The sequence below is a fragment of the Pseudomonas sp. HMSC065H01 genome (assembly GCF_001815235.1).
GTDB lineage: Bacteria > Pseudomonadota > Gammaproteobacteria > Pseudomonadales > Pseudomonadaceae > Pseudomonas > Pseudomonas aeruginosa.
This window is the reverse complement of the sequence record NZ_KV819937.1, coordinates 17486-40108: the sequence shown is the minus strand read 5'-3', so window position 1 is coordinate 40108 and position 22623 is coordinate 17486. Positions and strand designations below refer to the sequence as shown.

The following is a 22623-nucleotide window of genomic DNA, read 5'->3' as shown; positions in this document are numbered from 1 at the left end:
TTTCATTTACGAAAAATGTAGTGTTCGCAACCGCGTAAAAAGGCGCGACACAACAACAAGCGGAGCTCGCGATGTTCGGAATCTTTCGTCCCGCGCCACACCAGGCGCCACTGCCCGATGCCGAGGTGGACAGCACCTACCGGCGCCTGCGCTGGCAGATCTTCGCCGGTATCTTCATCGGCTACGCGGGTTACTACCTGCTGCGCAAGAACTTCTCCCTGGCCATGCCCTACCTCATCGAGGACGGCTACAGCCGCGGTCAACTGGGTGTCGCGATGTCGGCCATCGCCATCGCCTACGGCCTGTCGAAATTCATCATGGGCCTGGTCTCGGATCGTTCCAACCCACGGGTCTTCCTGCCGTTCGGCCTGTTGGTGTCGGCGGCGGTGATGTTCATTTTCGGATTCGCGCACTGGGCTACCTCCAGCGTCGCCATCATGTTCGTCCTGCTCTTCATCAACGGCTGGGCCCAGGGCATGGGCTGGCCGCCGAGCGGACGGACCATGGTCCACTGGTGGTCGCAGAAGGAGCGCGGCAGCGTGGTCTCGGTGTGGAACGTCGCCCACAACGTCGGCGGCGGCCTGATCGGCCCGCTGTTCCTGCTCGGCCTGGCGCTGTTCGGCGACTGGCGCTCGGCCTTCTACGTGCCGGCCATCGTCGCCGTGGGCGTAGCCGTATTCGCCTATTTCGCCATGCGCGACACCCCGCAATCCTGCGGCCTGCCACCGATCGAGAAGCACAAGGACGACTACCCCGAAGGCTACGACGAACACCACGAGCGCGAGCTGTCGACCAAGGAGATCTTCGTCACCTACGTGCTGCGCAACAAGCTGCTCTGGTACATCGCCCTGGCCAACGTGTTCGTCTACCTGCTGCGCTACGGTGTGCTCGACTGGGCGCCGACCTACCTCAAGGAGGCCAAGCACTTCAACGTCGACAAGTCGTCCTGGGCGTACTTCTTCTACGAATGGGCGGGGATTCCCGGCACCCTGCTCTGCGGCTGGCTGTCGGACAAGCTGTTCAAGGGCAATCGCGGCGCCACCGGCGTGGTGTTCATGATCCTGGTGACCGTCGGCACCCTGATCTACTGGCTGAACCCGGCCGGCAACCCGGCGATCGACATGGCCGCGCTGATCATGATCGGCTTCCTGATCTACGGCCCGGTGATGCTGATCGGCTTGCAGGCCCTGGAGCTGGCGCCGAAGAAAGCGGCCGGCACCGCCGCCGGCTTCACCGGTCTGTTCGGCTACCTCGGCGGCTCGGTGGCGGCCAACGCCCTGGTCGGCTACACGGTGGATCACTTCGGCTGGGACGGTGGCTTCAAGCTGCTGATCGGCGCCTGCCTGCTGGCCATCCTGTTCCTCTGCCTGACCCTGCGCAAACCCGCGGTCCAGGCCGCGTCGCAGCAAGCCGGCTGATGACGCGGCGGCTCCGGCGCCAGGCCGGAGCCGCGTTCAGTCCCGCGGCGCGTAGGCGAACACGTCGGCGCGCATCTGGTGCGCGTCCATCCCTGCTTCGACCAGGGCATCCAGGGTCGCGTAGACCATCGCCGGCGAGCCGCTGGCATACACATGCAGGCTCGACAGGTCGGCGAAATCCTCGCGCACCGCCTCGTGCAGCAAGCCGCAGCGCCCCTCCCAGCCACAGAGGTCGCTGACCACCCGGTGCAGGAACAGGTTCGGCAGGCCTTCCCACTCCGTCCAGTGCGGCAGTCGGTAGAAATCCTCCGGACGCCGAACGCCCCAGTAGAGATGTACAGGATGGGCGAAGCCGGCGGCGCGGCAGTGCTCGATCAGGCTGTGCATCTGCGACATGCCGGTTCCCGCGGCGATCAGCACCAGCGGACCGTCGGGCAGTTCCGCCAGATGCGCGTCGCCGAACGGCAGCTGGATCCGTGCCAGGCGCTCGCGCTGCAATTGCGCGATCAGCGCGACGGCACTGTCTTCCTTGGCCAGGATGTGCAACTCAAGGTCGCGTCCCGCATGCGGCGCGGAGGCCAGGGAAAACGCCGCGCTGTCGCCGCCGTCACGCTCCAGCAACAGGTACTGCCCGGCGTGATAGCGTGGCGGCTTGCCGGCCGGCGCGCGCAGGCCGACCCGGTAGACGTCGCCGCCGACCTCTTCGCAGAAGCTCAACTGGCAGGTCAGCTTGCGCAGAGGCAGTTCACCCGGCGCCAGCACCCCGTCCCAATGCAGCACGCAGTCTTCCAGCGGCTCAGCGAGGCAGGTGAAGAGTTCGCCATGATCGCGTACCTCGCCGTTCTGGCGTACCCGCCCCTCCACCAGCAGCGCCGCGCAGATATGGCAGTTGCCGTTGCGGCAGCTCTGCGGACAGTCGTAGCCAAGCCGCCGGGCGCCATCGAGGATGCGTTCCCCCGGCAGCAGCTCGAGGCAGGCGCCGGACGGTTGCAGGACGATACGCATCAGTCGATCCCGAGGCTCGACCAGAGGGCGTCGATGCGCCGTGTCACCGCTTCGTCCTTGACGATGGCGCGCCCCCATTCGCGGCTGGTCTCGCCCGGCCACTTGTGGGTGGCATCAAGCCCCATCTTCGAGCCGAGGCCGGAAACCGGCGAGGCGAAGTCGAGGTAGTCGATGGGCGTGTTGTCGATCATCACCGTGTCGCGCTTGGGGTCCATCCGCGTGGTGATGGCCCAGATCACATCGTTCCAGTCGCGCGCATCGATGTCATCGTCGGTGACGATGACGAACTTGGTGTACATGAACTGCCGCAGGAACGACCAGACCCCGAGCATCACGCGCTTGGCGTGCCCTGGGTACTGCTTCTTCATGGTCACCACCGCCATCCGGTAGGAACAACCTTCCGGCGGCAGGTAGAAATCGACGATTTCCGGGAACTGCTTCTGCAGGATCGGCACGAACACTTCGTTCAGCGCCACCCCGAGGATCGCCGGCTCGTCCGGCGGACGCCCGGTGTAGGTGCTGTGGTAGATCGGTTTCTGCCGGCGGGTGACGCGCTCGACGGTGAACACCGGGAAGCGATCGACCTCGTTGTAGTAGCCGGTGTGATCGCCATAGGGACCTTCGTCGGCCATCTCGCCGGGGTGGATCACCCCTTCGAGGACGATCTCGGCGCTGGCCGGCACCTGCAAGTCGCTCCCGCGACACTTGACCAGCTCGGTACGATGCCCGCGCAACAGGCCGGCGAAAGCGTATTCGGAAAGGGTGTCCGGCACCGGCGTCACCGCACCGAGGATGGTCGCCGGATCGGCGCCCAGCGCCACGGCTACCGGATAGGGCTGGCCCGGATGCTTCTGGCACCACTCGCGGTAGTCCAGTGCGCCGCCGCGATGGCTGAGCCAGCGCATGATCACCTTGTTGCGGCCGATCACCTGCTGGCGGTAGATGCCCAGGTTCTGCCGTTCCTTGTTCGGCCCGCGGGTAACGGTCAGGCCCCAGGTGATCAGCGGCCCGACATCGCCCGGCCAGCAGGTCTGGACCGGCAGCCGGCCGAGGTCGACGTCCTCGCCCTCCTCGACCACTTCCTGGCAGGGGGCGTCCTTGAGCACCTTCGGCGCCATGGACAAGACCTTCCTGTACATCGGCAGCTTGGCCCAGGCGTCCTTGAGGCCCTTCGGCGGCTCGGGCTCCTTGAGTTGCGCCAGCAGCTTGCCGATCTCGCGCAGTGCGCCGACGTCCTCGGCGCCCATGCCCAGCGCCACGCGCTCCGGCGTACCGAACAGGTTGCCGAGCACCGGCATGTCGAAGCCGGTCGGCTTTTCGAACAGCAATGCCGGGCCCTTGACGCGCAACGTGCGGTCGCACACCTCGGTCATCTCGAGCACGGGGGAAATCGGCACCTGGATGCGCTTCAACGCACCGCGCTGCTCCAGCTGGGCGATGAAATCGCGGAGATCCTTGAACGTCATTGGCCTAACCATTCACTGCAAGACCCCACATCCTACCTGCTCCCGGCCCATCCGGCAGCAGGCAAACGCGGCATTCGGTCACTGCTGGCTGGCGATCCTCGAGTCGTCGAGGCTCTGTAGCATCGGCTCGAACAAAGGCCCGAGTTCATGGGCCCCCTGGGTCGAAAGGTGGTTGTTATCCATGTACAGCGACCAGCCATCACGTTCGGCGAAACAATCCAGGCCATCGCAGAGCACGCTGGAGGGGTCGAGCACGCTCACCCGCGGGTTGCCTTCGGCCAACGCATCGAACAGCGCATTCACGTAGGCGACGCGCGCAGCGTGCTCAGCGAAGGGAAAACGTGCGCGCCCGACATCCTCCCCGCTCAGACTCAGCCGCACCAGCCGCGCCGGTGCCTTGAATGGCAGCAGCGGTACGTCCTTGACCAGCCAGACATGTACGTCGGCCGCGTTCAGCCTTTCGATCATCCCGCTCAGGCGTTGCCGCAGCAGCGCCTCGGCGATCGAGCTGTCCGGCGTGTCGTCCGGCTCGCGGAGAATGTTGCGGGTACCGTCCTGCGAGTCGCCGTATATATACATGTCCCAGCGCCCGGCGAGGATCACCCCGCCCGGCCGCTGCTGTTCGACGAACTCGAGCATCTGCTGGTTGAAACGCAGGCAAGTGTCCTTTTCCAACATCCCCAGCAACGGCGGACAGCCCGCCAGCGAAGCCTGCCAGATCGGCAGTCGGCGACTGGTAGCCAGTTCGCGCAGCAGCGGGCTCAACGCCGCGGAATGGCTGTCGCCCCAACTGACCAGCAGCGGTCGTTCGGCAGCCAGTTCCGCCGGGAAGCGGCAGATGCTTTCCTGACTGAGCGCCTTCTTGTCGAACATGCAGTCGGTCTGCCCATCGCGCCATTTGGACGCCTTGGCATAACGCAAGGCTTCCTCGGAAAGACGCGACGGCACGCCGTCGTAATGCCGCACCAACTGGCCGACGACTCCCAGCAGCAGCAAGCTGCACAGCGCCGCGCCAAGCATCTGCCGGCGCCCGGCGAACAGCTTGCGCTCGCGGAACGGTGCCTCGACGTAGTACAGCGACAGTGCCGCCAGGCCGATGCTCGCCGCCAGCAACCCCAGGCGTGCCGGCAGGCCCAGGGTTTCCAGTGCGTGGTACTGGACGAAGACGTACAGCGGCCAGTGCCAGAGGTACAGCGAATAGGAGATCAGACCGAACCAGACCAGCGGTTGCCAGCCCAGCAGGCGGCGAGCCCAGGTGTCGCCTGCGCCGTTGGCCCAGATCAGCAGGGCGGTGCCAAGCACCGCCGGCAGCGCCGCGAGGCCGGGGAAAGGAGTGTCGCTGTCGTAGAAGAACACCGGCAGGAGAATCGCCGCTATGCCGAGGGTGGCCGCCAGTTGCAGGGACCACTGCGAATGACCGCGGCTAGCGCCCGGCAGCAACGCCAGCGCGGCACCCGCCAGGAGTTCCCAGGCGCGCATCGGCAGGAGGAAGAATGCACTGCCAGGTCGCTGGCTCACCGCCCAGACGCTGGCCGCCAGCGATAGCGCCAGGACCGCGAGGAGGATGGCGAGCCGCCAGCGCAGCAGGCGCCCGGAGATCGCGGCCAGCAGTAGCGGGAAGAGAATGTAGAACTGCTCTTCCACCGACAACGACCAGGTATGCAATAGCGGCTTGAATTCGGACGCGGCGTCGAAATAGCCATCCTGCTTCCAGAACAGGATGTTCGAGGCGAACATCGTCTGGTAGCGAACCGAACGCCCTAACTCTTCGTAGTCGCGCGGCGCCATGAGGAACCAGCCGATCACCAGGCTCGCCGCCATCATCACGAACAGCGCGGGGAGAATGCGGCGTGCCCGGCGCGCCCAGAAGTCGACGAAGCTGAAACGTCCGGCCTGCTGCTCGCGTCGGATGATCGAAGTGATCAGGTAGCCGGAAATGACCAGGAAAACATCGACGCCCACATAGCCGCCGGTGATGCCCCCCAAGCCAAGGTGGTAGAACACCACCGGCAGAATGGCCAACGCTCGCAAACCATCGATGTCCCTTCGATAGGCCAGGCTCGACATCCACGTCCCTCCAGATATGCAAAAGGCGCCCCGGTCAACCGGAGCGCCTTTGTTTGGTACTCTCGAAGACTACTTTCGTTTCATCGAATCGAAGAACTCATCGTTGGTCTTGGTCTGCTTGAGCTTGTCGATGAGGAACTCGATCGCGGAGATCTCGTCCATCGGGTGCAGGATCTTGCGCAGGATCCACATGCGCTGGAGCTCGTCCTCGCTGGTCAGCAGCTCTTCGCGGCGGGTACCCGAACGGTTGATGTTGATGGCCGGGAACACGCGCTTCTCGGCGATCTTGCGATCCAATGGGAGTTCCATGTTGCCGGTACCCTTGAATTCCTCGTAGATCACCTCGTCCATCTTCGAGCCGGTTTCCACCAACGCCGTGGCGAGAATCGTAAGAGAACCGCCCTCTTCGATATTCCGCGCGGCGCCGAAGAAGCGCTTCGGCTTCTCCAGGGCATGGGCGTCGACACCGCCGGTGAGCACCTTGCCGGAGCTGGGGATCACGGTGTTGTAGGCCCGCGCCAGACGGGTGATGGAGTCGAGCAGGATGACCACGTCCTTCTTGTGCTCGACCAGGCGCTTGGCCTTCTCGATCACCATCTCGGCGACCTGTACGTGACGGGTCGGCGGTTCGTCAAAGGTCGAGGCGACCACTTCGCCGCGCACGGTGCGCTGCATTTCGGTCACTTCCTCAGGGCGCTCGTCGATCAGCAGGACGATCAGGTGGCATTCGGGGTTGTTGCGGGTGATGTTGCTGGCGATGTTCTGCAGCATGATGGTCTTGCCCGCCTTCGGCGGCGCCACGATCAGGCCGCGCTGGCCCTTGCCGATCGGCGCGCAGAGATCGATGACGCGGCCGGTCAGGTCTTCGGTGGAGCCGTTGCCGGCTTCCATCTTCATCCGCTCGTTGGGGAACAGCGGCGTCAGGTTCTCGAAGAGAATCTTGTTCTTCGCATTCTCCGGACGATCGAAGTTGATCGAGTCGACCTTGAGCAGGGCGAAGTAACGCTCGCCCTCTTTCGGCGGCCGGATCTTGCCGATGATGGTGTCGCCCGTGCGCAGGTTGAAGCGCCGGATCTGGCTCGGCGAGACATAGATGTCGTCGGGGCCGGCCAGGTAGGAAGAGTCGGCGGAGCGCAGGAAGCCGAAGCCGTCCTGAAGAATCTCCAGCACGCCATCGCCGGAGATCTCTTCACCACTTTTCGCGTGCTTCTTCAGCAGGGCGAAGATGATGTCCTGCTTGCGCGAACGGGCCATGTTTTCCAGGCCCATGGCATCGGACATTTCCAGCAGTTCGGCAATCGGCTTTTGCTTGAGTTCGGTCAGATTCATAGGAAAGAGATAGGTACGCAGAAAGAGGAATTGGAGAAAGCGTCGAGCTTGGGAAAGCCGTGTCGCAAGGGGGCGACAGGAGCGCTAGAAAGTTCGAGTAGGAAGTGCGTCCGGGACGGCATGCAGAAGGCGACGGAAAAAACGTCGCGAACCCGAATTTAACACCGTGGCCGGGTGGCGTCTATAGAAACGCAAAAAAAAGCCCCGCGAATCGCGGGGCTTTCCAGCGAGGCCTGGGCCCGGCTCAGATATTGGCGTCGAGGAAGGCCGCCAGCTGCGACTTGGACAGTGCGCCGACCTTGGTCGCCTCGACATTGCCGTCCTTGAACAGCATCAGGGTAGGGATGCCACGCACGCCGTATTTCGGCGGGGTATCCTGGTTCTCGTCGATGTTCAGCTTGCAGACCTTCAGCTTGCCCTGATAGTCCCTGGCGACTTCGTCCAGCACCGGCGCGATCATCTTGCACGGACCGCACCACTCGGCCCAGTAGTCCACCAGCACAGGGCCGTCGGCCTTCAGCACGTCCTGCTCGAAGCTGGCATCAGTAACGTTGACGATATGTTCGCTCATGAAATCTCTCCGTAGTCGGACGCGAATTGAAACGCGAAAGTGCCGACCATCATATCCCGCCTTGACCCTCGCCGGAAGGCGCAGCCGATTGAGAGTCTCTATCGTTGGTCGGCTGATTCCCGATTGATCGGCTGCCGCATTGGCGACCCTCGCCCTATCGTGGCAGGATGGCGCAGTTTTCCAATGGACTTGCAAAGCATGCCGCAAAAACCTGCCGAGGCATTCCCGCTGATTGCCGCCCTGGACCTGGGCTCCAACAGTTTCCACCTCTGTCTGGCCAAGGCCAATATCCACGGCGAAGTCCGCATCCTCGAACGGCTGGGCGAGAAGGTCCAACTGGCCGCCGGCCTCGACGAGGAGCGCAATCTCAGCGAAGAGGCCACCCAGCGCGGCCTCGACTGCCTGCGCCGCTTCGCCCAGTTCATCAGCGGCATGCCCCAGGGTTCCGTACGCGTGGTCGCGACCAACGCCTTGCGCGAGGCGCGCAACCGCAGCGATTTCATCCGTCGTGCGGAAGAGGTTCTCGGCCATCCCGTGGAAGTCATCTCCGGCCGCGAGGAAGCCCGCCTGATCTACCTCGGCGTCGCCAACAGCATGCCCGACAGTGGCGGTCGCCGGCTGGTAAGCGACATCGGCGGCGGCAGCACCGAGTTCATCATCGGCCAGGGTTTCGAGTCCGAGCTGCGGGAAAGCCTGCAGATGGGTTGCGTCAGCTACACCCAACGCTACTTCCGCGACGGCAAGATCACCCCGGCCCGCTACGCCCAGGCGTACACGGCTGCACGCCTGGAACTGATGGGCATCGAGAACAGCCTGCGGCGCCTCGGCTGGCAACAGGCGGTCGGCGCCTCCGGCACCATCCGCGCAGTGGCGCTGGCGATCAAGGCCGGCGGCCACGGCAACGGCGAGATCAGCCCGGACGGACTGGCCTGGCTGAAGCGCAAGGTGCTCAAGCTCGGCGACGTGGAGAAGCTCGATCTGGAAGGGATCAAGCCGGACCGCCGGACCATCTTCCCGGCCGGACTGGCCATTCTCGAAGCGATCTTCGACGCGCTGGAACTGGAACAGATGGTTCACTCCGAGGGCGCCCTGCGCGAAGGCGTTCTCTACGACCTGGTCGGCCGTCACCAGCACGAGGACGTGCGCGAACGCACCATCAGCTCGCTGATGCAGCGCTACCACGTCGATCCGGAGCAGGCTTCGCGGGTGGAGGCCAAGGCCCTCAAGGTGCTTGCCGAAGTCGGCGACGCCTGGGAGCTGAACGGCGAACTGCACCGCGACCTGCTGAGCTGGGGCGCACGGGTCCACGAGATCGGCCTGGACATCGCCCATTACCACTACCACAAGCACGGCGCCTACCTGATCGAGCACTCCGACCTGGCTGGCTTCTCGCGCCAGGACCAGCAGATGCTGTCGCTACTGGTACGCGGCCACCGCCGCAACATTCCGGCGGACAAGCTGGCGGAGTTCGCCGAGGAAGGCGACAAGCTGGTACGCCTGTGCATCGTGCTGCGCTTCGCGATCCTCTTCCACCACATTCGCGGCACCCAGGAAATGCCCTCGGTGCGTCTGAAGGCAGAGCCCAAGAGCCTTTCGGTGACCTTCCCCGAGGGCTGGCTGGAAGCCAACCCGCTGACCCAGGCCGACTTCGCCCAGGAAGCCGAATGGCTCAAGCGGGTCGGCTACAGCCTCAACGTGCGGTAAGCACCGGCGCGGCCAGCTTCTCCAGCAGGGTCGCCTGGGTATTGCGGGGGTTCTGGTTACCGGTGGGACTGAGCCGCTGGTAGCTACCGTCGGCCTGCAACACCCAGGCCTGGGTGTTGTCGGTCAGGTACGTTTCCAGTTCCTTCTTGACCCGCTGCACCAGCTTCTTGCCTTCCACCGGGAAGCAGGTCTCGACGCGCATGTCGAGGTTGCGCTCCATCCAGTCGGCGCTGGAGAGATAGAGCTTCTCGTCGCCGCCGTTGAGGAAGTAGTAGATGCGGCTGTGCTCGAGGAAGCGCCCGATGATCGAGCGCACGTGGATATTGTGCGAGACCCCCGGGATGCCCGGCCGCAGGCAGCACATGCCACGCACCACCAGGTCGATCCTGACCCCGGCCTGGCTGGCCTTGTACAGGGCGCGGATGACCTTCGGATCGGTCAGCGAGTTGACCTTGGCCATGATGTGCGCAGGCTGGCCGAGCGCCGCCTGGGCCGCCTCGCGGTTGATCATTTCCAGCAGGTTCTTCTTCAGGGTGAACGGCGCATGCAACAGCTTCTTCATGCGCAGCGTCTTGCCCATCCCGATCAGTTGGTTGAACAGCTTGTGCAGGTCCTCGCAGAGCGCCACGTCGGCGGTCAGCAGGCTGTAGTCGGTGTACAGGCGAGCGTTGCCGGCATGGTAGTTGCCGGTGCCCAGGTGCGCGTAGCGGCGCAGTTCGCCGTCCTCGCGACGGAGGATCAGCATCATCTTGGCGTGGGTCTTGAAGCCGACCACGCCGTAGATCACTACCGCACCGGCCTGTTGCAGGCGGCTGGCCAGTTGCAGGTTGGACTCTTCGTCGAAGCGGGCGCGCAGCTCGATCACCGCGGTGACCTCCTTGCCGTTGCGTGCCGCCTCGACCAGGGCGTCGACGATCTCAGAGTTGGCGCCGCTGCGGTACAGGGTTTGCTTGATCGCCAGCACGTTCGGATCCTTGGCGGCCTGGCGCAGCAGGTCGATCACCGGAGTGAAGGACTCGAACGGGTGCATCAGCAACACGTCGAGCTTGCTGAGGACGTTGAAGAGGTTTTCCTTCTTCTGCAAAAGACGCGGGATCGCCGGGGTGAAGGGCGGGTACTGCAGCTCCGGATGGCTTTCCAGGCCGGTGACGCTGAACAGGCGGGTCAGGTTGACCGGGCCGCTGACCTTGTACAACTCGCTTTCGGACAGGCCGAACTGCTTGAGCAGGTAGTTGGTCAGGTTCTGCGGGCAGGTATCCACCACCTCCAGGCGTACCGCATCCCCGTAGCGACGCGAGAACAGCTCGCCGCGCAGCGCGCGGGCCAGGTCCTCGACATCCTCGGTGTCCACCGACAGGTCGGCGTTGCGGGTCAGGCGGAACTGGTAGCAGCCCTTCACCTTCATGCCGGGGAACAGGTCGTCGGCGTGGGCGTGGATCATCGACGACAGGAACACGTAGTTGTCGCCCTCGCCGCCAACGTCTTCCGGCAGCCTGATGATCCGTGGCAGCAGGCGCGGCGCCGGGATGATCGCCAGGCCGGAGTCGCGGCCGAAGGCATCCATCCCCTCCAGCTCGACGATGAAGTTGAGGCTCTTGTTCACCAGCAGCGGGAACGGGTGGGTCGGGTCGAGGCCGATCGGGGTGATGATCGGCGCGATCTCGTCGCGGAAGAAGCGCCGCACCCAGGTCTTGATCTTCAGCGTCCAGTGACGCCGGCGGATGAAGCGGATCTGGTGCTTGGCCAGCTCCGGCAACAGGGTCTCGTTGAGGATCCGGTACTGCCGCGATACCTGCTCGTGGACCAGCTCGCTGATCCGCGCCAGGGCCTGGTGCGGCAGCAGGCCGTCGGCGCCGGCCTGCTCGCGGGCGAAGGTGATCTGCTTCTTCAGGCCGGCGATGCGGATCTCGAAGAACTCGTCGAGGTTGCTCGAGAAGATGAGGAGGAACTTCAGCCGCTCCAGGAGCGGGTAGGACTCGTCCAGCGCCTGTTCCAGCACGCGGATGTTGAACTGCAACTGGGAGAGCTCGCGATGAATGTACAGGCTGCTGTCATCCACGCTGGGAACCACCGCAGGTGGCGTTTCCACCGGGATCGTTTCGGCCATCTTCACTTCTGCTTCGCTTTCCACGTTCGCCACTACGGTTTCGTCGGCGGCGATACGTTCGATCTCATCAAGTCCTTGCTGCGTATTCATTCATCTTCCCGAGGGGGTCAACGCCCCCGTCTTAATTGTTCTGCGGCCTGCTTGGCGAAGTAGGTCAGAATGCCATCGGCGCCGGCACGTTTGAAGGCGGTAAGGGACTCGAGGATCACCGATTCGGCCAGCCAGCCGTTCTGGATGGCGCCCATGTGCATCGCATACTCGCCGCTGACCTGGTAGACAAAGGTCGGGGCGCGGAATTCATCCTTCACCCGACGCACGATGTCGAGGTAGGGCATGCCCGGCTTGACCATCACCATGTCGGCGCCTTCGGCCAGGTCGGCGACCACTTCGTGAAGTGCCTCGTCGCTGTTCGCCGGATCCATCTGGTAGGTGGCCTTGTTGCCCTTGCCGAGGTTCGAAGCCGAGCCGACCGCATCGCGGAACGGACCGTAGTAGGCGCTGGCGTACTTGGCCGAGTAGGCCATGATCCGCACATTGGTGTGGCCGGCAGACTCCAGGGCCTCGCGGATCGCACCGATGCGACCGTCCATCATGTCCGAGGGCGCTACCACCTGGGCGCCGGCCTCGGCGTGGGACAGCGCCTGCCGTACCAGCACGTCGATGCTGACGTCGTTGAGGACGTAGCCATCGTCATCCAGGATGCCGTCCTGGCCATGGGTGGTGAACGGGTCGAGCGCCACGTCGGTGATGATGCCCAGCTCCGGAAAGCGCTCGCGCAGGGCGCGGGTGGCGCGCTGGGCGATGCCTTCCGGGTTGTATGCCTCGGCGGCGTCCAGGGACTTCTTCTCCACCGGGGTCACCGGGAACAGCGCCAGCGCCGGAATGCCCAGGGCCACCCACTCTTCCGCCTCGATCAGCAACTGGTCGATGGACAGGCGCTCGACGCCGGGCATCGACGGAATGCTTTCACGCTGGTTGACCCCATCGAGGACGAACACCGGCAGGATCAGGTCGTCGACGGTGAGGACATTCTCGCGGACCAGGCGGCGGGAGAAGTCATCGCGGCGATTGCGCCGCAGGCGGGTGTAGGGATAGGCGCGGTTGGCGGGAGTGAAGCTCACGGTTTTACTCCAGGGCCCAGATAACGGGCACAGTGTGACAGTTATAGTCCCTGATTATGACGGATTGGCAACAAGCGACGACAGTGACTCAAGGTCGCGGCATCCTGCCGCACCGCCAATCATCGCAAAAAGCCAGCGGCAAAGGCCATTCATTGCACAATCAATGACCTGAGCCGTGACGATCGCGCTTTCCCCACGCCCTCAACCGAGTTAGGCTGCGCGTTCATTTCGCTTCGCTGCCCCGATGATGCTCCAACAATTCCTGCAGGACTTCGGCTATTTCGCCCTTTTTCTCGGTACTTTCTTCGAGGGCGAAACCATTCTCGTGCTGGCCGGGTTCCTTGCCTTCCGCGGCTACATGCAGCTGGATACCGTGATTCTCACCGCCTTCCTCGGCAGCTACGCCGGTGACCAACTCTGGTACTTCCTCGGACGCCGCCACGGCCGCCGGTTGCTGGCGCGCAAGCCGCGCTGGCAGAAGCTCGGCGACAAGGCGCTGGACCATGTGCGCCGCCATCCCGACCTGTGGGTGCTGAGTTTCCGCTTCGTCTACGGCCTGCGTACGGTGATGCCGGTGGCCATCGGCCTGTCCGGCTATCCACCGGCCCGCTATCTTCTTCTCAATGGCATCGGCGCCATCGTCTGGGCCGCTGCGCTGGGCTCCGCCGCCTACTATTTCGGCAGCGTACTGGAAGGCATGCTCGGCAACATCAAGAAATACGAACTCATGGTCCTCGGCGGCCTGATCGTGCTGGGCCTGCTGCTCTGGCTATGGCGGCGTTTCAAGACACCACGCGGCAACGGCGCGGGCGGCAACGCCGACAAATCCGAGTGAACCCGCGCCGGCGCGACTGAACAGCCGGCCCCTTCGCACACTCCAACTCCTTGTACCCTCCGCTCCGGCTGGCCGCCGGGGCCGGCGGCTCGCTATGCTTGCGCGATACCGACCCCGGCCAGCCCGTCCGGTCCGGATCCTGCGTTCCCAAGGAGTAAGCCTCATGCACAAGAAAGTTGCCGTCATCCTCTCCGGTTGTGGCGTCTACGATGGCGCGGAAATCCACGAAAGCGTGATCACCCTGCTCCGCCTCAGCCAGCGAGGCGCCGAGGCACAATGCTTCGCGCCGAACATCGCCCAGCACCATGTGGTCAACCACCTGACCGGCGAGGAAATGCCGGAAAGCCGCAATGTCCTGGTCGAGTCCGCGCGTATCGCCCGCGGCGAAGTCAAGGACCTGCGCGAAGCCCGCGCCGAGGACTACGACGCGCTGATCGTGCCCGGTGGCTTCGGCGCTGCGAAGAACCTCAGCGACTTTGCCATCAACGGCGCGCAATGCCAGGTGCAGCCGGACGTGCTGGCGCTGGCCAAGGCTTTCGCCGAAGCCGGCAAGCCAGTCGGGCTGATCTGCATCGCTCCGGCGATGGCGGCGAAGATCTACGGCGCCGGCGTCCAATGCACCATCGGCAACGACGCCGACACCGCCGACGCGCTGAAGCAGATGGGTGCCGAGCACATCGACGCGCCGGTGGACGAGATCGTCGAAGACAGCGCGCGCAAGCTGGTGACCACCCCGGCCTACATGCTCGCCCAGTCGATAGCCGAAGCCGCTTCCGGGATCAACAAGCTGGTCGACCGGGTGCTCGAACTGGTGGACCAGGACAAGGCCTGATCGGCCAAGCACGAGGGCGGTCGCGCCGCCGCCCTTTTCAAATCCGTGCCGCTACGCCAGCGTGCGTCTCGAAACCATCGAATCGAGACGCCGCGATGAGCGAAACGCCCTCCTCCGCCCTGCCTGACGACGTCCACCAACTGGTGGCGGATTTCTTCCAGCGCATCCCCTTCAACCGCATGCTCGGCATCCGCGTGGTGAGCCTCGGCCGCGAGCGGGTAGTCCTCGACCTGCCGATGAAGGACGAACTGATCGGCAACTTCGTTCAGGGCATTCTCCACGGCGGGGTGATCTCCAGCCTGCTCGACGTCACCGGCGGAGCGATGGCCCTGATCGGCGCCCTCGAACGGCATCGCGAACTGCCAGGCCACGAGCGCATGGCGCGGCTGTCGAAGCTCGGCACCATCGACTTGCGCGTCGACTACCTGCGCCCGGGACGCGGCCGGACGTTCACCGCCCATGCGGTGCCGCTTCGCTCGGGCAACAAGGTCGCAGTGGTGCGCTCGGAACTGCATAGCGACGACGGCACGCTGGTCGCCGTCGGTACCGGTACCTATCTGTGCGGCTGACTCGCGCGTAGATCGGCTACCCGCTGCAGGCGGGTAAGCAAGCGGTCCAGGGCGTTGGCGAACGCCTGGCGGTCACGCTCACCGTAGGGCGCCTGGCCGCCGCCCATCTGCCCCTGGTCACGCAGGTCGGCCATCAGGTTGCGCATGGCCAGCTTATCGCCCATGTTCCGCGCGTCGAACTCGCGGCCGCGAGGATCGAGGGCGGCAACCTGTTTCTTGATCAGCCGATCGGCCAGCGGTACGTCGCTGCAGATCGCCAGGTCGCCCGGCTCGGCCTGCTCCACCAGGTAATCGTCAGCCGCATCCATCCCGCTTTCCACCACCACCAGACGCACGCAGGCGAACGGCGGCTTGACCTGCGGCTGGCCGGCGACCATCCAGACTTCCAGCTTGCGCTTGAGGGCGAACTTGCAGACCAGTTCCTTGGCCGCCTTGGGGCAGGCGTCGGCATCGATCCAGATACGCATGAACGGACTTCCGTAGAAATGACGACGGCCAGTATCGCACTGGCCGTCGTGGTTGCGCGAACCCGCTCAGTCGGCGGCGTTGGCCGCCGCACGCCGGCGCTCGACGATCCGGCTACGTCCGTAGAGCAGCGCGATGGCCACCATTGCCATGGCCTGGGCCGACAGCGAATAGGCGTCAGCCTTGATCCCCAGCCAGTCGAAGTCGAAGAACGGCACCGGACGGGTGCCGATCACCCCGGCTTCCTGCAAGGCGATGACGCCATGTCCGGCGAACACCACCGAGAGCGCACAGAGCAACGCCGCGTTGATGCTGAAGAACAACCCCAGCGGCAGTTTCGCCGAACCACGCAGGATCACCCAGGCCAGGCCGATCAGCAGGACCACGGCGGTCGCCGCGCCGCCGATCACGGCATTGTGCCCGGCCGGTCCGGCCTGCAACCAGAGGGTTTCGTAGAACAGGATGACCTCGAACAACTCGCGGTAGACCGAGAAGAACGCCAGCACTGCGAAGCCGAAGCGTCCGCCACCGCCCACCAGGCTGCTGCGGATGTAGTCCTGCCAGGCTGCCGCGTGGCGGCGGTCGTGCATCCAGACGCCGAGCCAGAGCACCATCACGCAGGCGAACAGAGAGGTGAAGCCCTCCATCAGCTCGCGCTGGGCACCGCCGATATCGATCACATAGGCGGCCAACGCCCAGGTGGCGAAGCCGGCGACGAAGGCCAGCCCCCAGCCGACGTGCACGCCACGCACGGCACTTTCCTGCCCGGTATTGCGCAGGAAGGCGAGGATGGCGGCAAGCACCAGGATTGCCTCTACCCCTTCGCGCAACAGGATCAACAAGGCGGAAACGAAACTGATGGAGAAACTCAGCGAGTCGCCGCCAAGCTGCTTGGCGGCCTCTGCCAGCTTGCCCTTGGCCAGCTCCAGCTGTTGCGCCACCTGGGTTTCCGGGAGGCCATCGCGCAACGCCTGGCGGTAGGCCATCAGCTGCTTCTCGGTGGAGCGGCGCAAATCGGCGTCGACGTTGTCCAGCGAGCTTTCCACCAGCTCGAAGCCTTCCAGGTAGGCCGCCACCGACAGGTCGTAGGCCTGGTCGCGGTCGCCTTCGCGATAGACCGCGAAGCTCTTGTCCAGGGTGGCGGCGGTATAGTCGATCAACTGCCCAGGACCGCGCTGCTCCAGCGGCGGATGCGCACGCAGGGCGCGGAAGCTCTCCGCAGCGGCCTCGCCGTCGTACTCGGCGACTTCGGCCGGAGTCTGCGTGGCCAGGGTCGCCAGCGGGTAGGCATGGGCCTTGTCCGGCTGCGCACTGCGGGCGCTCAGGCCGGCCACATAGCTGGCCAGATCCCAGCGCTGGCGTTCGTCGAGCTGGTCGGCGAACGCCGGCATGTCGGTGCCCGCCACGCCCAGGCCGATGACGTTACGCAGGTCGTAGAGGCTCAGGTGGTCGAGGCGCTGGCGATCGGTGAGGTTCGCTGGCGGCGGTTCCAGGCCGATGCCGGCGGGGCCGTCGCCCTTGCCCGCATCGCCATGGCAGATCGCGCACTGCTGGGCATAGATCGGCGCCGCGCGGCTCGGGTCGGGGGTGATCGCGGGGGTCTGCACCACCTGGTAGATATCCGCCACCCGTGCCTCGAGGTTGCGCGCCTGGAGGGCCACGTCCCTTCCCGGCAAGCGCTGCTCGATGGCCTGGCGCAGGCTGGCGACGCCCCTCTCCAGCTCGGCGCGCTCGGGGCGCATCGGCAGGGTCAGGACCAATGCCTGCAGGTTGCCGACGAACTCCACCTGTTCCTGGTATTCGCTGGGGTCGACGATCTTGCCGTCAGCCACGGTCGGCGGATAGTCGGCCGCCAGGTAACTCAACAGATGCAAGGCTTGGGAGGGGTCGACGGCCGTGTCGGCAAGAGCTCCAAGGCTGAACGCGCAGACCAGCGGCAGCAGCCACAGCAGGATTTTCGGAGGGTGCATGGCGAAGACGAAGTGAGAATGGAAGAGATTAAATTGTCCCTTCGCCTTCCCGCCCATGCAAGAAATACTCTGTAACAATCACGCCCATCAGCGTGTCGGGCGGCTCAGAGCGGCGCTCGGCGTACCGTCGCCAGCAGCCCCGCGGCACCGACGAACAGGCTGGCGAAGGTACGGTTCACCAGCTTCTGCTGGCGCGGCGAACGCAGTACGCGTAGCACGCGCGCAGCCAGCCCGGTGTAGCCGGCCATGACGATCAGGTCGACGACGATCATGGTGCCGCCCATGATCAGGTATTGCGCCAGCAGCGGCTGGTGCGGGTCGATGAACTGCGGCAGCACCGCGAGCATGAAGATCACCGCCTTGGGATTGCTGGCGTTGACCAGGAAACCACGCAGCACCAGGGTCAACGGTCGCCCCAGAGGCCGTTCGCCATCGGTGCTCAAGGCCTGTGGCGGCGCCTGCCACTGGCGCACCGCCAGGTACACCAGGTAGGCCACGCCGAACCACTTGATCAGGCTGAAAGCCAGTGCCGAGGTCGCCAGCAACGCACCGACGCCGGCGGCGACAATGGCGATCTGCAGGGCCAGGCCGATCTGCAGGCCCAGCGCGTTCCAGTAGCCTCGCGCAAAGCCGTACTGCAACCCGCAGGACATCGAGGCGATGGCTCCGGCGCCCGGCGACAGGCTGATGGCCCAGCAGGCGAGGAAGAAGGCGAACCAGGTACTGACGAGCATTGCACACCTCGGAAAGCGAACGCGGCTGGCGGCGGGAACGAAAAAGCCAGTGTGCACCAAGGCGGAGCAGCCGCACAGGTTTTCCGACCACGCGCCTCGCCCAACCTTTGCGGGCGCAACCTGGCGGACAGAAAAAACCCGGCAGATGCCGGGCTTTCCCGAGGATACGCGCTCAGCCATGTTGGGCAGACCACCGCGATGCGGCTATTCGCCCTGGCCCCGAACGCTCTCAGTCCGGCGAACCCTTGCGCAGCTTCACCGGCTCTTCGCCGCGCTTGCGCGCCAGGGCTCCGCGCAAGCGGATGTTCAGCGCCTCCACCGCCAGGGAGAAGGCCATGGCGAAGTAGACGTAGCCTTTCGGCACGTGCACTTCGAAGGACTCGGCCACCAGCACGGTGCCGACCACGATGAGGAACGACAGGGCGAGCATCTTCAGCGAGGGGTGTTTCTCGATGAAGTCGCTGATGGTGCCTGCCGCCAGCATCATCACGCCGACCGAGATGACGATCGCCGCGACCATCACCGGCACGTTCTGCACCAGACCGACGGCGGTGATCACCGAGTCCAGGGAGAAGATGATGTCGATGATCGCGATCTGGACGATGATGCCCATGAAGCCGTGGACCTTGCCGCCGCTCTTCTGCTCTTCTTCCGCGCCTTCCAGGCTGTGGTAGATCTCCATGGTGCTCTTGAACAGCAGGAACAGGCCGCCGAAGAAGAGGATCAGGTCACGCCCGGAGATGCCCTGGCCGAACAGGTGGAACAGGTCGGTGGTCAGGCGCATGACCCAGGTGATCGAGAGCAACAGCAGGATCCGCGTGCCCATGGCCAGGGCCAGGCCGAAGAAGCGCGCCTTCGGTTGCTGGGCCGGCGGCAGGCGCCCGACCAGGATCGAGATGAAGATGATGTTGTCGATGCCGAGGACGATTTCCAGGGCGGTCAGGGTCAGGAACGCAACCCAGATTTCAGGACTGGCGAGCCATTCCATAGATGGTTATTTCCCGTTTTTTGTTGGAGTTGAAAAACCTGGCCCACGCCAGCGACGCACGGCTTTCTGGAAGAACAGGCTGTTGGGAACCTGCAGCAGCGGGCCCGGCGAGCCATCCTCGAGGGTTTCTTCCAGTGTCGTATACAAGAGATTGATGGCAACCACGCGTCCGGTGACGCCCGGTTTGTCGGCGCTATCGATCAGCTCCACGCGGTCGCCGATGCGGAACGGCCCGACGGTGAAGATCAGCAACGCACAGAACAGGTTGGAGAGCACGCTCCAGATGGCGAAGAAGGCTACCGCCGCCACCGCGGCGAAACCGGTCAGCGCGGTCCACAGCACTTCGGCGGACACGCCCAGGCGCTCCAGCACCATGATCAGTGCGCTGACCATGATCAGCCAGCGCAGGCCCCCACGCAGCGGCAGGAGCAGCTCCGGCGGCACCGGATAACGCTCGCCGATACGGGTCACCGTGCGTCGGACCAGGCGCTGTAGCAGCCAGGCGACCAGCAGGATGAGCAGGATCTGCAGCGCCACCACCAGCGGCCCGCTCCAGGTCTGCGTCAACACCTGCAAGTCTTCCATCACTCACTGGCCTCTAGTTCTTTCTGCAGGGCTTCGAGGGTTTCCAGGGCCTCCAGCCAACGTTCCTCCAGCTCGCCTTCGCGAACCTTCAGGCTCGATTGTTCGGACAGCAACTCGCGCAATTCGTCCTTTCGCGATACGTCGTACAGGGCGCTGTCGCCCAGCCGCGCCTCGATAGCGGCTAGCTTTTCGTGCAGGCCGCCGAGTTCGCGCTCCAGCTTGTCGGCCTCGCGCTTGTGCGGCGCCAGCTGCTGGCGCAGCGCGGCCGCTGCCTGGCGCTGGGCGCGCTTGTCGGTGCGTTCGGTCGGCGCACCCGGCGCGGTCTCGGCCTGCGGCGCCTTGCGCGCGCGATAGTCGACCAGCCAACGGGCGTAATCGTCGAGATCGCCATCGAACGGCACCACGCGCCCATCGGCGACCAGGAGGAATTCATCGGTGGTGCTTTTGAGCAGGTGCCGGTCGTGGGAAACCACCAGGACCGCCCCGGAAAACTCCTGTAGAGCCATGGTCAAGGCCAGGCGCATTTCCAGGTCGAGGTGGTTGGTCGGCTCGTCGAGCAGCAGCAGGTTGGGCTTCTGCCAGGCGATCAGCGCCAGGGCCAGGCGCGCTTTCTCGCCACCGGAGAAGTTCAATACCGGCTCGTCCACCCGAACGCCGCGGAAGTCGAAGCCGCCGAGGAAGTCCTTGAGGGTCTGTTCGCGCTCGCCGGGGGCGATACGCTGCAGATGTAGCAACGGGCTGGCCTGTGGATCCAGCGAATCGAGCTGGTGCTGGGCGAAGTACCCGATGGCCAGGTTCTCGCCGCGCAGCAGGCGGCCGCCCAGCTCGGGCAGGTCCCCGGCCAGGGTCTTGATCAGCGTCGACTTGCCGGCGCCGTTGGGACCGAGCAGGCCGATCCGCGCACCGGGCACCAGTTGCAGCTTGACCTTCTCCAGCACCGCCTTGTCGCCATAGCCGAGACGGCCTTCGCCGAGATCCAGCAACGGCCGGGAGATCTTGTCCGACTCGCGGAAACTGAAATTGAACGGCGAATCGACATGTGCCGGCGCCAGTTCCTCTAGACGCTCCAGCGCCTTGATCCGGCTCTGCGCCTGGCGCGCCTTGGTGGCCTTGGCCTTGAAGCGGGCGATGAAGCTTTCCATGTGCGCACGCTGCGCCTGCTGTTTCTCGTAGGCCTGCTGTTGCTGAGCCAGCCGCTCGGCGCGGGTCCGCTCGAAAGCGGAATAGCCGCCGCGGTAGAGGGTCAGCTTGCGGTTTTCCAGATGCACCACGTGGTCCACCACCGCATCGAGGAAGTCGCGGTCGTGGGAGATCAGCACCAGAGTGCCGGGATAACCCTTGAGCCACTCTTCCAGCCAGAGGATGGCGTCCAGGTCGAGGTGGTTGGTCGGTTCGTCGAGCAACAGCAGGTCGGACGGGCACATCAGCGCCTGCGCCAGGTTCAGGCGCATCCTCCAACCACCGGAGAAATCACCGACCCGGCGCTCCATCTGCTCGCTGCTGAAGCCGAGCCCGGCCAGCAGCTTGCGCGCCCGTGCATCGGCGGTATAACCGTCGGCGTTGTCCAGCTCGGTATGCAGGCGCGCCAGGGCAGAACCGTCGTGCGCCGCTTCGGCGACGGCCAGCGCCGCCTGGATCTCGCGCAGGCGACTGTCGCCGTCGAGCACGTAATCCACCGCCAGGCGATCCAGGGTATCGACCTCCTGGCGCATGTGCGCGATGCGCCAGTCGGCGGGCAACAGGCAGTCGCCGGCATCCTGCCCGAGCTGGCCGCGCAACAGCGCGAACAAGCTGGACTTGCCAGCGCCATTGGCCCCGATGAGACCGGCTTTCTGGCCGGCGTGCAGGGTCAGTTCAGCAGCTTCCAGGAGGCGCTGCGGCCCGCGCTGTAGCGTAAGATTGAGGAGTCGGATCATGGCGGCGGAGTTTATCAGTTTCGCCCTTGCGGAGCGTGAGGCTGTATGACTGGAAATGTCTGGAAATTCGCGGTGGACGTCTATGCCCGGCCGGGCGTGGAAACGGCTTGCCTCGCGCTTCAGGAGCAAGGTGCGGACGTCTGCCTGTTGCTGGTCGCCGCCTGGCTTGGCAGGCGCGGTGTGAGCTGCTCGAAAGAACGCGCCCAGATCCTGGAGAACGCCGCGCGTCCCTGGCGCGAAACGGTCATCGAACCCCTGCGCAGATTGCGTTGCGCCTGGCGCGAAGCGGCAACCCACGACGCCTGCCTGGCCGAACTCCGCGAGGAAATGAAGGCCCAGGAACTACGAGCGGAACGGGAACACCTGCAACGCCTGGCCGACCTGGCCACAGCCTGGCTGGAGGGCCAGGAAGCGAATCGCAGTGCGGATGCCTGGCTGCAAGCCTGCAGCCGGGACATCTGCACGGAAGCAGAGCGCCGGGCTTTGCTGGTGCTTGGCTCGGCGGCTTTGCAGACAGCGCCTTAGGAGGCGCTGGTCGGGGCGGCGCCGTTGCTGCCCGCGGCAGGCGTTGCCGAAGCAGCGCTGGAGGCGGCTGCCGGGGCGCTGGGAGTCGCCGCAGGCTTCGCAGCAGGAGCGGTGGCGGGCTTGGCTGCGGCAGGTTTCGCGGCTACGGGTTTCGCCGCAGGCTTGGCCGCCGGTTTCGCCGCAGGCTTCGCAGCCGGCTTGGCTGCAGGCTTCGCGGCCGCGGGTTTCGCCACAGGCTTGGCCGCCGGTTTCGCCGCAGGCTTCGCAGCTGGCTTGGCTGCGGGCTTCGCGGCTGCGGTTTTCGCCGCGGGCTTGGCCGCCGGTTTCGCAGCAGGCTTCGCCGTCGGCTTGGCTGCGGGCTTCGCTGCCGCGGTTTTCGCCGCAGGCTTGGCCGCCGGTTTCGCAGCAGGCTTCGC

At 65.1% G+C, this 22623-nt stretch carries 19 protein-coding genes and 1 pseudogene; 6 read left to right on the top strand and 14 right to left on the bottom strand.

The genetic code is table 11. The features are described from left to right. Nucleotides 1-71: 71 nt before the first annotated feature. The gene (gene glpT, locus HMPREF3014_RS29740) at nucleotides 72-1418 is read left to right on the top strand and encodes a glycerol-3-phosphate transporter (protein ID WP_023087905.1); all 1347 of its coding nucleotides are present in this window, start codon (nucleotides 72-74) and stop codon (nucleotides 1416-1418) included. 36 nt (nucleotides 1419-1454) lie between these two features. On the opposite strand, the gene HMPREF3014_RS29735 is transcribed toward glpT, so the two are convergent. From HMPREF3014_RS29735 to trxA, 5 genes are all read right to left on the bottom strand, one after another. Then, nucleotides 1455-2423: a CDP-6-deoxy-delta-3,4-glucoseen reductase gene (locus HMPREF3014_RS29735; RefSeq protein ID WP_003096331.1), complete on the bottom strand. Its 969-nt coding sequence runs from the start codon at nucleotides 2421-2423 to the stop codon at nucleotides 1455-1457. Further along, nucleotides 2423-3889 carry a 4-hydroxy-3-polyprenylbenzoate decarboxylase gene (gene ubiD, locus HMPREF3014_RS29730; RefSeq protein WP_023087906.1) on the bottom strand — a complete coding sequence of 489 codons (1467 nt, stop codon included), beginning with the start codon at nucleotides 3887-3889 and terminating at the stop codon, nucleotides 2423-2425. Before ubiD ends, HMPREF3014_RS29735 begins: the two co-directional genes overlap by 1 nt. Nucleotides 3890-3967: 78 nt before the next feature. Continuing rightward, nucleotides 3968-5956 carry an acyltransferase family protein gene (locus HMPREF3014_RS29725; protein ID WP_003457805.1) on the bottom strand — a complete coding sequence of 663 codons (1989 nt, stop codon included), beginning with the start codon at nucleotides 5954-5956 and terminating at the stop codon, nucleotides 3968-3970. A gap of 69 nt (nucleotides 5957-6025) precedes the next feature. Further along, complete coding sequence (gene rho / locus HMPREF3014_RS29720) at nucleotides 6026-7285, bottom strand: transcription termination factor Rho (RefSeq protein ID WP_003096334.1); 1260 nt, start codon at nucleotides 7283-7285, stop codon at nucleotides 6026-6028. A 244-nt stretch (nucleotides 7286-7529) separates the two neighbouring features. After that, the gene (gene trxA, locus HMPREF3014_RS29715) at nucleotides 7530-7856 is read right to left on the bottom strand and encodes a thioredoxin TrxA (RefSeq protein WP_003096336.1); all 327 of its coding nucleotides are present in this window, start codon (nucleotides 7854-7856) and stop codon (nucleotides 7530-7532) included. 198 nt (nucleotides 7857-8054) lie between these two features. On the opposite strand from trxA, the gene ppx reads away from it, so the two are divergent. Then, nucleotides 8055-9560 (top strand): exopolyphosphatase, encoded by a 1506-nt coding sequence (gene ppx / locus HMPREF3014_RS29710; protein WP_003114040.1) that lies wholly within the window; start codon nucleotides 8055-8057, stop codon nucleotides 9558-9560. Here ppx and ppk1 read toward each other — a convergent pair. Both ppk1 and hemB read right to left on the bottom strand, forming a co-directional pair. Further along, nucleotides 9547-11757, bottom strand: coding sequence for a polyphosphate kinase 1 (gene ppk1 / locus HMPREF3014_RS29705; protein WP_003099209.1), 2211 nt, complete (start codon nucleotides 11755-11757; stop codon nucleotides 9547-9549). The genes ppx and ppk1 overlap by 14 nt on opposite strands. A gap of 17 nt (nucleotides 11758-11774) precedes the next feature. Beyond that, on the bottom strand, nucleotides 11775-12788 hold the full coding sequence (gene hemB, locus HMPREF3014_RS29700) for a porphobilinogen synthase (protein ID WP_003118043.1): 1014 nt from the start codon (nucleotides 12786-12788) through the stop codon (nucleotides 11775-11777). A gap of 244 nt (nucleotides 12789-13032) precedes the next feature. Between hemB and HMPREF3014_RS29695 the strand changes: the two genes are divergently transcribed. The 3 genes from HMPREF3014_RS29695 (at nucleotide 13033) to HMPREF3014_RS29685 (ending at nucleotide 15024) form a co-directional block, all read left to right on the top strand. Next, the gene (locus tag HMPREF3014_RS29695) at nucleotides 13033-13623 is read left to right on the top strand and encodes a DedA family protein (protein ID WP_003096354.1); all 591 of its coding nucleotides are present in this window, start codon (nucleotides 13033-13035) and stop codon (nucleotides 13621-13623) included. Between the two features lie 163 nt (nucleotides 13624-13786). Further along, a complete protein-coding gene (gene elbB / locus HMPREF3014_RS29690; RefSeq protein ID WP_003099212.1) occupies nucleotides 13787-14455 on the top strand; it encodes an isoprenoid biosynthesis glyoxalase ElbB in 669 nt (222 codons plus the stop codon). A gap of 95 nt (nucleotides 14456-14550) precedes the next feature. Continuing rightward, nucleotides 14551-15024, top strand: a complete 474-nt coding sequence (locus tag HMPREF3014_RS29685) for a thioesterase family protein (RefSeq protein ID WP_003118044.1) — start codon at nucleotides 14551-14553, stop codon at nucleotides 15022-15024. On the opposite strand, the gene HMPREF3014_RS29680 is transcribed toward HMPREF3014_RS29685, so the two are convergent. From HMPREF3014_RS29680 to HMPREF3014_RS29655, 6 genes are all read right to left on the bottom strand, one after another. Beyond that, complete coding sequence (locus HMPREF3014_RS29680) at nucleotides 15009-15491, bottom strand: YaiI/YqxD family protein (RefSeq protein WP_023087907.1); 483 nt, start codon at nucleotides 15489-15491, stop codon at nucleotides 15009-15011. The genes HMPREF3014_RS29685 and HMPREF3014_RS29680 overlap by 16 nt on opposite strands. 66 nt (nucleotides 15492-15557) lie before the next feature. Then, complete coding sequence (locus HMPREF3014_RS29675; protein ID WP_031630550.1) at nucleotides 15558-17459, bottom strand: cytochrome c/FTR1 family iron permease; 1902 nt, start codon at nucleotides 17457-17459, stop codon at nucleotides 15558-15560. A gap of 104 nt (nucleotides 17460-17563) precedes the next feature. Next, nucleotides 17564-18193 carry a LysE family transporter gene (locus HMPREF3014_RS29670; RefSeq protein WP_003096365.1) on the bottom strand — a complete coding sequence of 210 codons (630 nt, stop codon included), beginning with the start codon at nucleotides 18191-18193 and terminating at the stop codon, nucleotides 17564-17566. Nucleotides 18194-18422: 229 nt separating this feature from the next. Next, nucleotides 18423-19181: a TerC family protein gene (locus HMPREF3014_RS29665; protein WP_003099222.1), complete on the bottom strand. Its 759-nt coding sequence runs from the start codon at nucleotides 19179-19181 to the stop codon at nucleotides 18423-18425. Between the two features lie 6 nt (nucleotides 19182-19187). Then, a complete protein-coding gene (locus tag HMPREF3014_RS29660; RefSeq protein WP_003111256.1) occupies nucleotides 19188-19766 on the bottom strand; it encodes a mechanosensitive ion channel family protein in 579 nt (192 codons plus the stop codon). Continuing rightward, on the bottom strand, nucleotides 19766-21682 hold the full coding sequence (locus HMPREF3014_RS29655; protein WP_003114037.1) for an ATP-binding cassette domain-containing protein: 1917 nt from the start codon (nucleotides 21680-21682) through the stop codon (nucleotides 19766-19768). The genes HMPREF3014_RS29660 and HMPREF3014_RS29655 overlap by 1 nt, the downstream gene beginning before the upstream one ends. A 45-nt stretch (nucleotides 21683-21727) precedes the next feature. Here HMPREF3014_RS29655 and HMPREF3014_RS34190 point away from each other — a divergent pair, with 45 nt between their 5' ends. After that, entirely contained in the window at nucleotides 21728-22207 is a 480-nt protein-coding gene (locus HMPREF3014_RS34190; RefSeq protein WP_003099227.1) for a TIGR02444 family protein, read from the top strand. Here HMPREF3014_RS34190 and HMPREF3014_RS35260 read toward each other — a convergent pair. Beyond that, nucleotides 22204-22623: pseudogene (locus tag HMPREF3014_RS35260) on the bottom strand (AlgP family protein); the annotation flags it as partial. The gene HMPREF3014_RS34190 and the pseudogene HMPREF3014_RS35260 overlap by 4 nt on opposite strands.

Excerpts from the sequence above, each read along its gene's own strand:
- HMPREF3014_RS29680 (WP_023087907.1), bottom strand. The coding sequence starts at position 15,491 with ATGCGTATCTGGATCGATGCCGACGCCTGCCCCAAGGCGGCCAAGGAA.
- ppx (WP_003114040.1), top strand. The coding sequence starts at position 8,055 with ATGCCGCAAAAACCTGCCGAGGCATTCCCGCTGATTGCCGCCCTGGAC.
- HMPREF3014_RS29725 (WP_003457805.1), bottom strand. The coding sequence starts at position 5,956 with ATGTCGAGCCTGGCCTATCGAAGGGACATCGATGGTTTGCGAGCGTTG.
- trxA (WP_003096336.1), bottom strand. The coding sequence starts at position 7,856 with ATGAGCGAACATATCGTCAACGTTACTGATGCCAGCTTCGAGCAGGAC.
- ppk1 (WP_003099209.1), bottom strand. The coding sequence starts at position 11,757 with ATGAATACGCAGCAAGGACTTGATGAGATCGAACGTATCGCCGCCGAC.
- HMPREF3014_RS29685 (WP_003118044.1), top strand. The coding sequence starts at position 14,551 with ATGAGCGAAACGCCCTCCTCCGCCCTGCCTGACGACGTCCACCAACTG.
- HMPREF3014_RS29655 (WP_003114037.1), bottom strand. The coding sequence starts at position 21,682 with ATGATCCGACTCCTCAATCTTACGCTACAGCGCGGGCCGCAGCGCCTC.
- HMPREF3014_RS29735 (WP_003096331.1), bottom strand. The coding sequence starts at position 2,423 with ATGCGTATCGTCCTGCAACCGTCCGGCGCCTGCCTCGAGCTGCTGCCG.
- HMPREF3014_RS29695 (WP_003096354.1), top strand. The coding sequence starts at position 13,033 with ATGATGCTCCAACAATTCCTGCAGGACTTCGGCTATTTCGCCCTTTTT.
- HMPREF3014_RS29665 (WP_003099222.1), bottom strand. The coding sequence starts at position 19,181 with ATGGAATGGCTCGCCAGTCCTGAAATCTGGGTTGCGTTCCTGACCCTG.
- ubiD (WP_023087906.1), bottom strand. The coding sequence starts at position 3,889 with ATGACGTTCAAGGATCTCCGCGATTTCATCGCCCAGCTGGAGCAGCGC.
- HMPREF3014_RS29675 (WP_031630550.1), bottom strand. The coding sequence starts at position 17,459 with ATGCACCCTCCGAAAATCCTGCTGTGGCTGCTGCCGCTGGTCTGCGCG.
- rho (WP_003096334.1), bottom strand. The coding sequence starts at position 7,285 with ATGAATCTGACCGAACTCAAGCAAAAGCCGATTGCCGAACTGCTGGAA.
- HMPREF3014_RS29660 (WP_003111256.1), bottom strand. The coding sequence starts at position 19,766 with ATGGAAGACTTGCAGGTGTTGACGCAGACCTGGAGCGGGCCGCTGGTG.
- HMPREF3014_RS29670 (WP_003096365.1), bottom strand. The coding sequence starts at position 18,193 with ATGCTCGTCAGTACCTGGTTCGCCTTCTTCCTCGCCTGCTGGGCCATC.
- HMPREF3014_RS34190 (WP_003099227.1), top strand. The coding sequence starts at position 21,728 with ATGACTGGAAATGTCTGGAAATTCGCGGTGGACGTCTATGCCCGGCCG.
- glpT (WP_023087905.1), top strand. The coding sequence starts at position 72 with ATGTTCGGAATCTTTCGTCCCGCGCCACACCAGGCGCCACTGCCCGAT.
- elbB (WP_003099212.1), top strand. The coding sequence starts at position 13,787 with ATGCACAAGAAAGTTGCCGTCATCCTCTCCGGTTGTGGCGTCTACGAT.